This window comes from Streptomyces sp. HSG2, assembly GCF_016598575.1.
Lineage (GTDB): Bacteria > Actinomycetota > Actinomycetes > Streptomycetales > Streptomycetaceae > Streptomyces.
In genome coordinates, this window is record NZ_CP066801.1 from 119,319 (window position 1) to 136,401 (window position 17,083).

1 protein-coding gene (running past one end of the window) is annotated in these 17,083 nt (G+C 72.2%); it reads right to left on the bottom strand.

Going from position 1 to position 17,083, the window contains the following annotated elements:
• Positions 1 to 17,083 carry the 3' portion of a type I polyketide synthase gene (locus JEK78_RS23140; RefSeq protein WP_242483211.1) on the bottom strand. The gene runs 10,799 nt beyond the window's last position, so the window shows 17,083 of its 27,882 coding nt (coding positions 10,800–27,882); its start codon lies off the right edge, out of view — the gene reads right to left on this strand; it ends in the stop codon at positions 1 to 3.

Consider the following 17,083-nt stretch of genomic DNA (forward strand, 5'->3'; position numbering starts at 1 on the left):
TCAGTTCCCGGAGTTCTCGATCGCCAGGCGCAGCAGTGCTTCGCCGTCGAGGTCATCGATCGAGTCCGCCTCGGGATCAAGCACAACAGAATCAGTGCTCGTGATTTCCCCACTGTCTTGGGCAAGTTGGAGCACGAGATCCAGCAGGCCGGCCGTGCGCAGTCGGCTGATCGGGATCGAGGCGAGGGTCTCGCGGATGTGCGCCTCGGGATCGTCCTCCCGCCGCTCGCCCGTCTCGCCCAGCAGCTCGGTGCGGATGAACTGCGCCAGGGCCGCCGGGGTCGGGTGGTCGAAGACCAGGGTCGCGGGCAGCGCCACCCCGGTGGCCGCCTTCAGCCGGTTGCGCAGGTCGACGGCCATCACCGAGTCGAAGCCGACGTCGCGGAAGGCACGGTTCGCCGAGAACGCGTCGGTCTCGTCGTAGCCGAGCGTCGCTGCGGCCTCGGCGCGGACCAGGTCGAGCAGGACCCGGCCGCGCTCGGACTCGGGCAGCGCGGCCAGCCGCTCCTTGAACCCGGAGTCGGACGACTGCTGCGCCTCGGCTTCGGCCAGCCTGCGCACGTCCGGGATACCGTCGAGCAGCGGACTGGGCCGCTGTGCCGTGAAGCTGGGCGCGAACTTCTCCCAGTCGGTGTTGGTGACGGTGAGCTGCGTCCGGCCGTCGGCGACCGCCTGCCGCAGCGCCCTGATCGCGAGCTCCGGCGCCATGGTGTGCAGGCCGCGGCGGCGCAGCTGCTCCGCGCCCTCGGCGTTCTCGGCGGCCATGCCGCTGTCCGCCCAGGCACCCCACGCGACGGACGTGGCCGCGAGGCCCAGACCGCGGCGGTGGTGCGCGAGGCCGTCCAGGTAGGCGTTGGCCGCCGCGTAGGCGGGCTGTGCCCCGCTGCCCCAGCTCGCCGCGCCGGACGAGAAGAGGATGAACGCCTCGATCTCCGGGTTGTCCGCAGTGAGTTCGTGCAGGTTCCACGCGGACGTCGTCTTGGCCCGCAGCAGCCGGTCGAGCTGGTCGATGCCGAGCGCGTCGGTCGGAGCGTTGCCCTCGACGACACCGGCCGCGTGCACGACCGCCGTCAGCGGGTGCTCGGCCGGGATCTGCTCCAGAAGCGCTGCCAGCGCCGCCCGGTCGGAGGCGTCGCAGGCCGCGAGCGTGACCCGGGTGCCGGGCGCTTCGAGTTCGGCCCGCAGCTCCTGCGCGCCGGGCGCCGCTGCCCCGCGACGGCTGGTGAGGACGACGTGCTCGGCACCGGCGTCGACGACCCAGCGGGCGACATGACCGCCGAGCGCGCCCGTGCCACCGGTGATCAGCACCGTGCCGCGCGGTTGCCACTCCTCGCCCCGCTGCCCACGCGGCGCGGGCACCAGCCGCCGGCCGTGAACGCCGGAGGCGCGCACGGCGAGCTGATCCTCTCCACCCCCGTTGCTGAGCGCGGCGACCAGGCCCTCGGCGATACGGTCGTCGATCTCCTCGGGAAGGTCGACCAGGCCGCCCCACCGGTGCGGCAGGTCCAGGGCCGCGACCCGGCCGAGTCCCCACAGCGCCGTCTGGGCGGGGCTGGTGACCGTGTCGTCGGCGCCGGTCGTGACCGCTCCCCGGGTCACGGCCCACAGCGGCGCCGTGATCCCGGCATCGCCGAGCGCCTGCACGAGCACTACCGACAGCGCCAGGCCCGACGACGTGGCGTCGAACCCGGGGTACGGCCGGTCGGCCGTACCGAGCAGGGACAGCACTCCGGCGGGCTCAATACCGGCCAACCGGGCGGCGAGGGTTGCCCGGTCGGTGTCCGGTGCGACATCGATGCGTACGAGGTCGGCGCCGAGCGGCGCGAGCACGGACTCGGTCCATGCCTTGTCGGCCTGGTCCGCCCCGTCGACGCCGGCCGGAACGAGGGCGAGCCAGGTCCCCGTGACACCGGCGACTGGGACACCGCGCAGCCGCTCCCAGGAGTCCTGGTACCGCCACGAGTCCACGGTGGACTGGGCCTTCTGCCGCCCACGCCACGCGGACAGCGCCGGCGCCACAGCCGCCGCCGCGTCCGGGTCCACATCGAGCGCGGAAGCGAGGTCACCGTTGTCGACGAGTGTCCAGAACTCTGCGTCCACGGGGTCGGCCGCGCCCGAGCTGGCGGCCGCCTTGGGCCAGTAGCGGGAGTGGTCGAAGGCGTAGGTGGGGAGGTCGATGCGGCGGGCTCCGGTGCCTTCGTAGAACACCCGCCAGTCGACCTCGATGCCTGCGGCCCACGCCTCGCCGAGGGAAAGCGCGAACCTGACCGGGCCACCCTGGTCCCGGCGCAGGGAACCGACCGCCACGACGTCCGCCGCGCCATGGTCGTCAGCGGTGGACTGCAGTGGCATCGTCAGTACCGGGTGCACGCTGGACTCGACGAACACGCGGTAACCGTCATCGATCAACGCCCGGGTTGCCTTCGCGAACTCGATCGGCCTGCGAGCGTTCAAGTACCAGTACTCCGGCCCCAGTTCCGTCGTGTCGATCCGCTCACCGGTCACCGCCGAGTAGAACGGGATACCCGCCGTCCGAGGAGTCGTCTCCGCCAGCATCTCCAGGAGGCGTTCCCGCAGCGGCTCGACCTGCGGGCCGTGCGACGCCACCGTCGAGGGCACGATCCGCGCCCGCTCACCCCGGCTCACGCACAGGTCGACGAACTCGCCCAGCTCATCCTCCGGACCAGCCACCGTGCACGCGTTCGGACCGTTGATACCGGCCACCGACAACCCAGCCCAGCGACCGATGAATTCACGCACCGCCTCGACCGGCAGCGCCACCGAGGCGACCGCACCCCGGCCCACCAACTCGTCCGCGAACAGCTGACTGCGCAGCACCACGATCCGCACGGCATCCTCAAGGCTCAGCGCGCCAGCCACGAAAGCGGCCGCGACCTCACCCTGGGAGTGGCCCACCACCGCGCCCGGCTCCACACCGAACGACCGCCACGTCTGCGCCAACGACACCATCACCGCGAACAACACCGGCTGCAGAATCTCGATGCGCTCCAACAGCTCCGCATCACCCCGCAGCACGTCGGTGACCGACCAGCCCACGAAGGACCCGATCACCCGGTCACACTCAGCCATCCAGTGCGCAAACACCTCGGAAGAATCCAGCAGTTCGACCGCCATGCCCGCCCACTGCGAGCCCTGCCCGGGAACACGAAAACCGGACAGGGCCGACCTCACCGGCCACACCCCGCACCAAACTGCCTCCACCAGCACAGCCCGGTGATCAAACACCGACCGCCCCAGCAAAGACCAGCCCACATCCACCGCACCGGCCTCAAGAGCCTCCAACCGCGCAACCTGAGCATCCAACGACCGCTCAGACCGCGCCGACACCACCCACGGAACCCCAAGCCCCGAAGGCACCGGCTCAGCAACAGCCTCCTCGGAGCCGACGGCGGCCTCTTCCAGGATCAGATGCGCGTTCGTACCGCTGATACCGAACGACGACACACCCGCCCGACGCGGACGCACCCCACCAGGCCACTCCACCGCCGACGTCAACAACTCCACCGAACCCGCGGCCCAATCCACATGCGACGACGGCTCAGTGACATGCAACGTCCGCGGCAGCACCCCGTGCCGCAGCGCCAGGACCATCTTGATGACACCGGCGACGCCGGCGGCGGCCTGGGTGTGGCCGATGTTGGACTTCACGGAGCCGAGCAGGAGGGGTTGTTCGCGGTCCTGGCCGTAGGTGGCCAGCAGGGCCTGCGCCTCGATCGGGTCGCCGAGCGACGTCCCGGTACCGTGCGCCTCCACCGCGTCCACGTCGGACGTGGACAGCCCGGCGCTCGCGAGCGCCTGCCGGATCACGCGTTGCTGCGAGGGACCATTCGGCGCGGTCAGACCATTCGACGCACCATCCTGATTCACCGCAGACCCACGCACCACCGCCAGCACCCGATGCCCATTGCGCACCGCATCCGACAGCCGCTCCAGGACCACCATGCCGACGCCCTCGGACCAGCCCGCGCCGTCGGCGTCGTCGGAGAAGGCCTTCGAGCGGCCGTTCTTGGCGAGGGCGCCCTGGCGGGTGAGTTCGGCGAAGGCGAGTGGGGTGGTCATGATGGTCGCGCCGCCGGCGACGGCGAGCGTGCACTCGCCGCCACGCAACGCCTGGGTGGCCAGGTGGATTGCGACCAGGGACGCGGAGCAGGCGGTGTCGACGGTGACGGCCGGGCCCTCGAAGCCGAAGTTGTAGGAGAGGCGGCCGGAGATCACGCTCGCCGCGAGACCGGTGGCGGCGTGGCCCTCAGTGTCCTCGGCGGAGTCGGTGAGCAGCGTCGCGTAGTCCTGGCCGTTCGTGCCGACGAACACGCCGGTCGGGGTGGATCGCAGGGAGTCCGGGTCGACGCCGACGCGCTCCAGGGCCTCCCAGGTCGTCTCCAGCAGGAACCGCTGCTGCGGGTCCATCGCCAGCGCCTCACGCGGGGCGATGCCGAAGAACGCGGGGTCGAAGTCCGCGCTGCCTTCGAGGAATCCGGCCTCGCTGGTGACGCTGGTCGCCAGCACCGACTCGACGTCCCAGTCCCGGTCGGTCGGAAACGCGCCCATGCCGTCGCGTCCCTCGACCAGCATCTCCCAGAACTCCTCGGGCGTCGTCACCCCGCCGGCGAACCTGCAGGACATGCCGACGATGGCGATCGGCTCGTCGTCGCGCACGGAACCTCGGGCGACCACGGCGGCGTCGGCGGCGACTCCGAGCACCTCGTGGAGCAGGTGCTCGGCGAGCTCGCGGGGCGTCGGGTAGTCGTAGACGAGGCTCGCGGGCAGGCTGCGCCCGGTTGCCGTGCCCAGCTTGTTGCGCAGTTCGACGGCGGTGAGTGAGTCGAAGCCGAGGCCGCTGAAGGGCTTGGTGACGCCCACGGCGGACGGGCCGGCGTAGCCGAGCACTGCCGCGACGGCCGTGCGGACGACGTCGAGCATCACGTCCAGCGGCTCGTCGGCGTCCTGGAGCGTGGCGAGCAGGCCGGCGTCGCCGCGCGGCTCGCGTGCCCGGCTCTCGGCCGCGGGCACGGCGTCCGGCAGGATCGCGATGCCGATGGTCGCGTCGGGTTCGCCGACGGCTCGCCGCATCGCCTCCACGGCGAGCGCGGGGTTCATGGCGAGGCCGTGCAGGTCGGCGGCGACGCCCTCCCCTGCGGCCATGCCGGCTCCGGCCCAGGCGCCCCAGGCGATGGAGGTCGCGGCGTGGCCGGCGGCCCGGCGCCGGGTGGCGATGGCGTCGAGGGCGGTGTTGGCGGCGGCGTAGTTGGCCTGGCCGGGGTTGCCGATCGCGCCGGCGAGGGACGAGAACAGGACGAACGCATCGAGGTCGAGCTCGCGCGTCAGCTCGTCCAGGACGAGCGCGGAGGCGACCTTGGCGCGGAACACGTCCGCGAACCGCTGCGGCGTCAGCGACTCGATCACGCCGTCGTCCAGCACACCGGCGGTGTGCACGACGGCGGTGAGTCCGGGCAGGTCGGCGAGGAGGGCGCGGACGGCGTCACGGTCGGCGACGTCGCAGGCCACCACGTCGGCCCGCACGTGCTCGCGCAGTTCGTCCCGCAGCGCGGCGGCGCCGGGCGCGTCCAGGCCCCGGCGGCTTGCCAGGACGATCCGCTCCACGCCCCGCTTCGCGAGGTCACGGGCGACGTGCGCGCCGAGCGCGCCGGTGCCGCCGGTGATCAGGACGGTGCCGGTCGGCTGCCACGCCGTACCGGCCGGGCGCGGTGCCTTGCCGTATCGGCGGGCGAAGACGCCCTCGGGCCGGACGGCCACCTGGTCCTCGGCGCCCGTGAGTACGGCAGCAAGTAGCTCGGGTGCACCCTGTACGTCGACCAGGCCGCCCCACTGGGCGGGCAGTTCGAGCGCGGCGACGCGGCCGAGGCCCCAGACAGCGCTCTGTCCCACGTCGGCGATCGGCTCGCCCGCGACCGAGACCGCGCCGCGTGTGACCGCCCACACCGGGGCGGCGATGCCGCGGCGCGCAAGCGTCCGGACGAGTTCCAGCGTGCCGGACACGCCGACCGGGACACCGCCCGCGTATGTGCCGTCCGACAGTGCCAGCAGCGAGACGACGCCGTCGTACGGCGTTTCGGGCAGTTCCTCGACGATCGTGCCGCCGACCGCCGCGGCGACCTCGACGGCCCAGGGGTCGTGGGCCAGCCCGGCCGGCACCACCACCAGCCAGGTGCCGGTGACCGAGCCCGTCGGCGTGACCGGCGTCCAGGACTCGCGGTGCCGCCAGGAGTCCACGGCGGGGTGTGCGGAGGCGGTGGCCTCCAGCAGCGTCGGCCAATAGCGCTCGTGCTGGAAGGCGTACGTCGGCAGGTCCACGCGGCGGGCGCCGGTACCGGCGAACAGCGGCACCCAGTCCACGGTCACACCGCTCACGTGCAGCCGCGCCAGGCTTGTGACCAGCGCGGACTCCTCGTCGCGGTCCTTGCGCAGCACCGGGGTGATCACGGCTACCGGGGCCATCTCGGCGACCATCGCGGACAGTACACCGTCGGGGCCGATCTCCAGGAACGCCGTGGTGCCCGCCTCGCGCAGCGCCGTGACGTTGTCGTGGAACCGCACGGCCTCACGGACATGACGGACCCAGTACTCGGGGTCGGTCACGTCACCCGTCGTCACGAACGGCATCTCCGGCTCGTGGAACGTCAGCCTGCCGACCACCGCGCGGAAGTCGTCCAGCATCGGTTCCATCAGCGGTGAGTGGAAGGCGTGGCTGACCGGCAGCCGCTTGGTCCTGCGGTCGGCGAAGTGTTCGGCGATCCGCTCGACCTCGGTCGCGTCGCCCGCGATCACCACGGACATCGGCCCGTTGACGGCCGCGATCGACACGCCGTCGGTGAGATGGGCCGCGGCTTCCTCCTCCGTGGCCTCGATCGCCAGCATCGCGCCGCCCGCGGGCAGCGCCTGCATCAGCCGGGCCCGCTCCGACACCAGCGTGCAGGCGTCCTCCAGCGACAGCACCCCGGCCACATGCGCGGCCGCGATCTCACCGATGGAATGGCCCGCCAGCTGATCGGCCCGCACACCCAGCCACTCCGTCAGCCGGTAAAGGGCCACCTGGAGGGCGAACAGCGCGGGCTGGGTGTGGCCGGTCCGGTTCAGCAGGTCCGCGTCCGCACCCCACATCACCTCGTACAACTCCGGGTCCAGGTGGGCGAGTACGTCGTCCAGAGCACCCGCGAAGACGGGGAACCGCTCGTACAACTCCCGGCCCATGCCGAGCCGTTGCGCCCCCTGCCCAGAGAACAGGAACGCGAGTTGCTGCTCGGTGGCCTCGCCCCGGGCGATCTCCGCTCCGTCCGCGAGGACCACCCGGTGCTCGAACCGGCTACGACCGGTGGCGAGGGAGTAGGCGATGTCGAGGGGACTGGCATCGACCGCGGCGAGGCGGGCGACCTGGTCGGCAAGAGCCTGCTCGGTGCGGCCCGACACGAGGACCGGGACGACACCCGGCGTCACGCGCACCGGCTCATCCCGCTCCGGGGTGGACTCCGGCGCCTGTTCGATGATCACGTGCGCGTTGGTGCCGCTGACGCCGAACGACGACACACCGGCCCGGCGGGCGCGGCCGGTGGCCGGCCAGTCACGGCGTTCGGTGAGGAGTTCGACGCTGCCGGTCCCCCACTCGACGTTGGTGGACGGCGCGTCGACGTGCAGGGTGCGGGGTACGACGCCGTGCCGGAGCGCCATGACCATCTTGATGACGCCGGCGACGCCGCCGGCCGACTGCGGGTGGCCGATATTGGACTTGATGGAGCCCAGCAGCACCGGGGTCTCGCGGTCCTGGCCGTACGTGGCGAGCACCGCGCCCGCCTCGATGGGGTCACCGAGCGTGGTGCCGGTGCCGTGCGCCTCGACCACGTCGACGTCGCCCCCGGAGAGCCCGGCGTTGGCGAGGGCCTGCCGGATCACCCGCTGCTGCGACGGCCCGTTCGGCGCCGTAAGGCCATTGGACGCACCGTCCTGGTTGACGGCCGAGCCGCGCAGAACGGCGAGGACTTCGTGACCGTTGCGCCGGGCGTCGGACAGGCGCTCCAGCAGGATCACGCCCGCGCCCTCGGACCAGCCCGTGCCGTCGGCGGCGTCGGCGAACGCCTTGCAGCGGCCGTCGGGGGCGAGACCTCCGGTGGCGGTGAAGGCGGAGTAGGCGTTCGGCGTGGTCATCACCGCGACACCGCCGGCGAGCGCGAGGTCGCACTCGCCGTTGCGTAGCGCCTGCGCCGCCCAGTGCAGCGCGACCAGGGACGAGGAGCAGGCGGTGTCGACGGTGACGGCCGGGCCCTCCAGGCCGAGCAGGTAGGAGATACGGCCGGACAGCACGCTCGCGGAGAACGCGGTGGTGGCGTAGGGACCGGTCTCCTCCACCGAGCGGTTCAGCAGCGACGCGTAGTCCTGTCCGGTCGTACCGACGAAGACACCGGTGGGGCTGCCCTTGAGCGTGACCGGGTCGATGCCCGCCCGCTCCAGCGCCTCCCAGGAGGTCTCCAGGAGCAGGCGCTGCTGCGGGTCCATGACGACGGCCTCACGCGGCGAGATCCCGAAGAAGCCGGCATCGAAGTCGGCGACGGCGTCGAGGAATCCGCCCTCGAACGTGGCGCTGGCCAGGCTGTCCAGGTCCCAGCCTCGGTCGGCGGGGAAGCCGGAGACGGCGTCGCGGCCGTTGAACACGAGCTGCCACAGCTCCTCCGGCCGGGTGACGCCACCGGGGTAGCGGCAGCCGATGCCGACGATCGCGATCGGGTCGTCGGAGGCGGCCGTGGCGGCAGGCACCTCGGCGGGGGCGTCGGTCCTGCCGAAGAGTTCCTCGCGCAGGTAGCCCGCCAGCGCGGTCGCGGTCGGGTGGTCGAACACCACGGTCGTGGGCAGCGGCAGGCCGGTGACGGCCTTGAGCTTGTTGCACATCTCGACGGCGGTCACCGAGTCGAAGCCCAACTCGCGGAAGGCCCGCCCGGCCGGCAACGTGTCGGTCTCCGCGTAGCCCAGGGTCTTGGCGGCCTCGGTGCGCACGAGGTCGAGCAGGGCCCGGTCGCGCTCCACGGCGGACAGCGCGACGAGCCGCTGCTTGAGGGCCGACTCGTCCCGTTCCACGGGGCTGTCGGCGAGAGCCTGCCGTACCTCCGCGATGCCGTTGAGCAGGGGGCTCGGCCGCTCGGCGGTGAAGCTCGGGGCGAACGTCGCCCAGTCGATGTCGGTGACGGTGAGCTGCGTCTGGTCGTCGGCGACCGCCTGCCGCAGCACGGCCATCGCCAGCTCGGGCGCCATCGACCCGATGCCGCGGCGGGCGAGTTCGTCGTAGAGGCCGTGGTCGGCGGCCATGCCCGCGTCGGCCCACGCACCCCACGCGATGGACAGGGCGTGGCGGCCCTGGGCGCGGCGCAGTCGGGCGAGTCCGTCGAGGTAGGCGTTGGCGGCCGCGTAGGCGGGCTGTCCGCCGCTGCCCCAGCTCGCCGCGCCGGACGAGAACAGGATGAACCTGGCGTCCGGCGCCAGCTCGTGCAGATGCCAGGCTGCCGCCATCTTGGCGTCCAGGATCCCGGTGACGGCGTCGAACGACAGCTCGCCGACCGGTGCGTCACCCGTGCCGACGCCCGCCGCGTGCACGACGACGGTCAGGTCGCCGACACGGTTCACGACGGCTTCGATGGCGGCGCGGTCCGCCGCGTCGCAGGCCTCGATCGTCACCCGGGCACCGAGCGCTTCCAGTTCGGCCCGCAGCTCCTGCGCACCGGGCGCCTCGGCACCGCGGCGGCTGGTCAGTACGATGTGCTCAGCACCGGCCTCGACCAGCCAGCGGGCGACATGGCCGCCCAGCGCGCCGGTTCCGCCGGTGATCAGGGCGGTGCCGGTGGTGCGGAACTCAGGCCCGTGCTGGGCCGTGGCCCGTACCAGGCGTCGGGCGAAGACCCCGCCCTGCCGGACGGCGACCTGGTCCTCGGTGCCGGTGAGCACCGCCGCGAAACGCGCCGCGGCCCGGTCGTCCATCTCCTCCTGCAGGTCAATCAACCCACCCCATTGATAAGGCAGTTCGAGCGCGGCCACCCGGCCGAGCCCCCACAGCGCGGTCTGCGTCGGGTGCGCGACCTCGTCGTACACCGCCTGCCGAGTGACCGCCCATACCGGCGCGGAGATGCCCGCCTCGGCCAGCGCCTGCAGCAGCGTGACAGTCAGGGCGAGACCGGCCGGGTGGTCCGGCGTGCCAATGAGGCCGGTCAGGGCCACCACTCCGCTCGGCACGACCGCGAGGTCCCCCAGCTGTGCGGCGAGTCGGGCCCGGTCGGCATCCGCGTCGAGCTCGACCCGTACGACGTCCGCGTGCGCGCCGATGGCCGCGATCACGTCGGCATCGGTCACGCCGGCCGGGCTGACGACGAGCCATGTCCCGAACGGCGTCCCGGACACCGTGACGGGCGCCCACTGGTCGCGGTAGCGCCAACCGTCGATCGTGGAGCGGGCCTTGCGCTGGGCACGCCAGGTCCGCAGCGTGTCGGCGAGCGCTTCGTCGGTGATGCCGATGGTGTCCAGCTCGCCGTTGTCGACGAGTGTCCAGAACTCTGCGTCGATGGGGTCGCTCTCGGCCGCGCCCGAGCTGACGGCCGCCTTGGGCCAGTAGCGGGAGTGGTCGAAGGCGTAGGTGGGGAGGTCGATGCGGCGGGCTCCGGTGCCTTCGTAGAACACCCGCCAGTCGACCTCGATGCCTGCGGCCCACGCCTCGCCGAGGGAAAGCGCGAACCTGGCCGGGCCACCCTGGTCCCGGCGCAGGGAACCGACCGCCACGACGTCCGCCGCGCCATGGTCGTCAGCGGTGGACTGCAGTGGCATCGTCAGTACCGGGTGCACGCTGGACTCGACGAACACGCGGTAACCGTCATCGATCAACGCCCGGGTTACCTTCGCGAACTCGATCGGCCTGCGAGCGTTCAAGTACCAGTACTCCGGCCCCAGTTCCGTCGTGTCGATCCGCTCACCGGTCACCGCCGAGTAGAACGGGATACCCGCCGTCCGAGGAGTCGTCTCCGCCAGCATCTCCAGGAGGCGTTCCCGCAGCGGCTCGACCTGCGGGCCGTGCGACGCCACCGTCGAGGGCACGATCCGCGCCCGCTCACCCCGGCTCACGCACAGGTCGACGAACTCGCCCAGCTCATCCTCCGGACCAGCCACCGTGCACGCGTTCGGACCGTTGATACCGGCCACCGACAACCCAGCCCAGCGACCGATGAGTTCACGCACCGCCTCGACCGGCAGCGCCACCGAGGCGACCGCACCCCGGCCCACCAACTCGTCCGCGAACAGCTGACTGCGCAGCACCACGATCCGCACGGCATCCTCAAGGCTCAGCGCGCCAGCCACGAAAGCGGCCGCGACCTCACCCTGGGAGTGGCCCACCACCGCGCCCGGCTCCACACCGAACGACCGCCACGTCTGCGCCAACGACACCATCACCGCGAACAACACCGGCTGCAGAATCTCGATGCGCTCCAACAGCTCCGCATCACCCCGCAGCACGTCGGTGACCGACCAGCCCACGAAGGACCCGATCACCCGGTCACACTCAGCCATCCAGTGCGCAAACACCTCGGAAGAATCCAGCAGTTCGACCGCCATGCCCGCCCACTGCGAGCCCTGCCCGGGGAACACGAAAACCGGACCAGGGCCGACCTCACCGGCCACACCCCGCACCAACTGCCCCTCCACCAGCACAGCCCGGTGATCAAACACCGACCGCCCCAGCAAAGACCAGCCCACATCCACCGCACCGGCCTCAAGAGCCTCCAACCGCGCAACCTGAGCATCCAACGACCGCTCAGACCGCGCCGACACCACCCACGGAACCCCAAGCCCCGAAGGCACCGGCTCAGCAACAGCCTCCTCGGAGCCGACGGCGGCCTCTTCCAGGATCAGATGCGCGTTCGTACCGCTGATACCGAACGACGACACACCCGCCCGACGCGGACGCTCCCCACCAGGCCACTCCACCGCCGACGTCAACAACTCCACCGAACCCGCGGCCCAATCCACATGCGACGACGGCTCGGTGACATGCAACGTCCGCGGCAGCACCCCGTGCTCCAGGGCCTTGATCATTTTGATCATGCCGGCGACACCCGCCGCCGACTGGGTGTGCCCGATGTTGGACTTCACGGAGCCCAGGTAGAGCGGTACATCACGGTCCTGGCCGTACGTGGCCAACAGGGCTTGCGCCTCGATCGGGTCGCCGAGCGACGTCCCCGTACCGTGCGCCTCCACCGCGTCCACATCCGCGGTCGAGAGACCGGCGGAAGCCAGCGCCTGCCGGATCACCCGCTGCTGCGAAGGACCATTCGGCGCGGTCAGACCATTCGACGCACCATCCTGATTCACCGCAGACCCACGCACCACCGCCAGCACCCGATGCCCGTTGCGCACCGCATCCGACAGCCGCTCCAGCACGACCATGCCCACACCCTCGGAGAACCCGGTGCCGTCGGCGTCGTCGGAGAAGGCCTTCGAGCGGCCGTCCGCCGAGACACCGCGTTGGCGGGAGATCTCGATGAATGTGGCCGGCGTCGACATGATCGCGACGCCGCCGGCGAGGGCGAGGGCGCACTCGCCCTGTCGCAGTGACTGCACGGCGAGGTGGGTTGCGACGAGCGAAGACGAGCACGCGGTGTCGATGGACACGGCGGGGCCTTCCAGGCCGAGCACGTACGAGACGCGGCCCGAGGCGACGGAGGGGGAACTGCCGGTGCCGTGGTAGCCCTCGAACTCGGTGCCGAGGAGCTGGGCGTAGTCGTTGTACATCACGCCGGCGAACACACCGGTCGCGCTGCCGCGCAGCGAGAGCGGGTCGATGCCGGCTCGCTCCAGGGACTCCCAGGACGTTTCCAGCAGCAGGCGCTGCTGGGCGTCGGTGGCGAGGGCCTCACGGGGTGACATGGCGAAGAACGCCGGGTCGAACTCGCCCGCGTCGTGCAGGAATCCGCCGAGTCGGGTCGCGGAGGTGCCGGTCTCGGCGTCGGCCGCGAACAGGGCGTCCAGGTCCCAGCCGCGGTCGGCGGGGAACTCGGAGATGGCGTCGGTGCCGTCCAGGACGAGCTGCCACAGCTCCTCCGGGGTGGTGACCCCGCCGGGGAAGCGGCAGGCCATGCCGACGACGGCGATCGGGTCGTCGTCCACGGCGGTGTGCACGCGTACGGCCGCGGTCCGGTCGCTGCCGAACAGCTCGTCGCGCAGGAACTCGGCGAGCACGGCGGTGGTCGGGTAGTCGAAGACCAGTGTGGCCGGCAGCCGCAGCCCGGTGACGTTGCCGAGGCGGTTGCGCAGGTCGACGGCGGTCAGCGAGTCGAAGCCGAGGTCGCGGAAGGCCCGTGAGGCGTCGAACGTGGTGCCGTCGGCGTGGGCGAGGACGGCGGCGACCTGGGTGCGGACGATGTCGGTCAGCGCGTCGATCCGTTCGGCGTCGCCGAGTGGGCGCAGGCGCTGCACCAAGCCGGACGCGGCGGCCGAGCCGGCGGCAGTGCGGCGGGTCCGGGTGCGGACTAGGCCGCGTAGCAGCGCGGGGACGTCTCCCTGGGCGCGCAGGGTCGCGAGGTCGAGGCGGGCGGGGAGCAGGACCGGTTCGGCGGTGGCGAGGGCAGCATCGAACAGGGCCGTGCCCTGCTCGGCCGACAGCGGCGGCATGCCGGCGCGCACGAGGCGTTCGCGGTCGGCTTCGGTGAGGGTGCCAGTGAGGCCGGCCGTGGAGTCCCAGGTACCCCAGGCGAGCGAGACGGCGGGCAGTCCGAGGGCGCGACGGTGCGCGGCGAGGGCGTCGAGGAAGGCGTTGCCCGCCGCGTAGTTGCCCTGACCCGCGCCGCCGAGCAGTCCGGCGGCGGAGGAGAAGACGATGAACGCCGAGAGGTCCGCCGTGAGTTCGTGCAGGTGCCAGGCCGCGTCCACCTTGGGCTTGAGCACGGTGGCGAGCTGCTCCGGCGTCAGCGATTCGATGATGCCGTCGTCGAGCACGCCCGCGGTGTGCACGACGGAGCGGATCTCGTGCCGGGCCAGGAGGTCGGCGAGTGCGTCCCGGTCGGTGACGTCGCAGGCGACGACGTCCACGTGCGCGTCGAGCTCGGCGACCCATTCCGGGGTACGGCCGCTGCGGCTGGCGAGGACCAGGTCGCGGATGCCGTGCCGGTGGACGAGGTGCCTGGCGATGACGCCGGCGAGGCCGCCGGTGCCGCCGGTGACGAGCACCGGCCCTTCCCAGGCGATGTCGTCCTGTGCGGCGGCGCGGGCGAGGCGCGGCGCGTACGCCTTGCCGTCGCGCATGCGCAGTTGCGGCTCGTCGGAGGCGAGTGCCTGCGGCGGTACGGCGGCGAGGTCGCTGTCGCTGGCGCTGTCGACGCTGATGAGCTGGAACCGGCCGGGGTGCTCGGTCTGCGCGGAGCGCACCAGGCCCCACACCGCCTGCCCGGCGAGGTCTCCGTGGCGGGTGACGAATGCGAGCCTGCCGGGGCGTTCCTCGGCGATCCACTCCTGGAGCAGGCCGAGAACACGGGTGGTGAGGGCGTGCGTGGACCCGATCACGTCGTCGGGGTCGCCGGTGTCATCGGTGCCCAGGGCGTGCTCGACCACGACGTCGGCGATGTCGGCGGATGTGGCGTCGGGCAGCGTGACCTGCGTCCAGTCGACGCGGAACAGGGTGTCCCGGTGGATGTCGTCGAGCGGCGTCTGCGCGAGGGGGCGTACGACGAGGGACTCGACGGACGCGACGGGGCCGCCCTCGGCGTCGGCGAAGGCGAGTTCCATGCCGTCGGCCCGGGGGGTGAGGCGTACCCGGAGGGTCGTGGCGCCGGTGGCGTGCAGGGACACGCCTTCCCAGGCGAAGGGCAGTCCGGCGCCGTCGCGGGTGAGCAGCGCGGCGTGCAGGGCGGCGTCGAGGAGGGCGGGGTGGATGCCGAAGGTGCCGGGCTCCACCCCTTCGGGCAGCGCCACCTCCGCGAACACCTCGTCGCCGCACCGCCACACGGCCCGCAGGCCCTGGAAGACGGGGCCGTACTCGAAGCCGAGGTCCGTGAAGGTGTCGTAGCAGCCTTCGATGTCGACGCGTTCCGCGCCGGTCGGCGGCCAGACGGTGGCGTCGAAGTCGGTGGTGTACGCGCCGTCGCTCAGGGTGCCGGAGGCGTGTTCGGTCCACGGTGTGTCGTCGTCGGGGCGGGAATGGATCGCGACGCGATGGCGGCCGTTGTCCTGTGGGGTTTCCTGCGAGGTTACCTGTGGGGTGACGGAGACCTGGAGCTGGACGGCGTGGTCGAGGACGAGGGGCGCCGAGATGGTGAGTTCGTCGAGGCGGTCGCAGCCGACCTCGTCGCCCGCGCGGAGCGCGAGTTCCACGAATGCCGTGCCGGGCAACAGCACCCGCCCGCCGACGGCGTGGTCGGTGAGCCAGGTGTGGGTGCCCGGGGACAGGCGACTGGTGAAGAGCACGCCGTCGGCCTCGGCCAGGTCGACGGCCGCGCCGAGCAGCGGGTGCGCCACCGTGGTGAGGCCGAGGCCCGTCGCGTCGCCCGCGCCGGTCACGGTGGCCGGCCAGTAGCGCTGCCGCTGGAAGGCGTAGGTGGGCAGGTCGACCGTCGTGCCGCCGGTGAACAGGTCGTTCCAGCGGACGGTCAGGCCGCGTACATGCGCCTGCGCCAGGGCGGTGAGGAGTTGTCGCCGGCCGCCCTCGCCGCGCCGCAGGGTGCCCAGGGCGACGGCGTCGACGCCCTCGTCCTCCAGGGTCTGCTCGATGCCGACGGTGAGGACGGGGTGGGCGCTCGGCTCGACGAAGAAGCGGTGGCCGTCGGCGAGCAGGGCGCGGGTCGCCCGCTCGAACTCCACGGTGTGGCGCAGGTTGGTGAACCAGTACTCGGCGTCGAGTCCCGCGGTGTCGATCCGGGTGCCGGTGACGGTCGAGTAGAACGGCACGTCACCGGTGCGGGGCGTGATCGGGGCGAGGTCGGCCAGGACGCGTTCGCGGATCTCCTCCACCTGCGGGGTGTGCGAGGCGTAGTCCACGGCGATCATGCGGGCGCGGATGTCCTCGGCCTGGCAGTCGGCGACGATCTCCTCCAGCGCGGCGACCTCGCCGGCGACGACGGTGGAACCAGGGCCGTTGACGGCGGCTACGGCGATCCGGTCGCCGTACTTCTCGATGCGCGGCCTGATCCGGTCGGCGGGCAGCGACACGGACAGCATGCCGCCGCGCCGGGACAGCGCCTCGTCGACGGCCTGGCTGCGCAGGGCCACGATGCGCGCGGCGTCGTCGAGGCTCAGGGCTCCGGCGACGGCCGCGGCGGCTATCTCGCCCTGGGAGTGGCCGACGACGGCGTCGGGCTCGACGCCGTACGAGCGCCACACCTCCGCGAGGGACACCATCACCGCCCACAGCACGGGCTGGACGACATCGACCCGTTCCAGGGACCGCTCGTCACGCAGGACGTCGAGCAGTGACCAGTCCACGTACGGCCGCAACGCCTCGGCGCACTCGGTGAGGCGGCGGGTGAACGCCTGCTGGGAGCCGAGGAGTTCACGGCCCATGCCGATCCACTGGGAGCCCTGCCCGGGGAACACGAACACGGTGCGGCCGCTGATGTCGGCCCGGCCGGTGACGGTGTCGTCCGGGCCGTCGCCGAGGACGACGGCGCGGTGCTCGAATGTCGTCCTGTCGTTGAGGGAGTGGGCGATGTCCAGCGGGTCGCCGTCCAGGTCCCTGATCCGTTCGAGCTGTTCGCGCAGCGCGGCCTCGGACTTGGCGGACACCAGCCTGGGGACGTTCCCGTCCATGGGGCGCGGGGCCGGGGTTTCGGTGACGGTGGGGCCTTGCTCCAGGATGACGTGCGCGTTGGTGCCGCTGACACCGAACGACGAGACACCGGCGCGGCGGGGGCGGTCGGCCGTCGGCCACGCGGTCTGCTCGGTGAGCAGTTCGACGGAACCCTCCTCCCAGTCGATGTGCGAGGAGGGTTCGGTGATGTGCAGGGTGCGCGGCAGCACACCGTGCCGCATCGCGAGCACCATCTTGATGACGCCGGCGACACCGGCGGCGGCCTGGGAGTGTCCGATGTTGGAC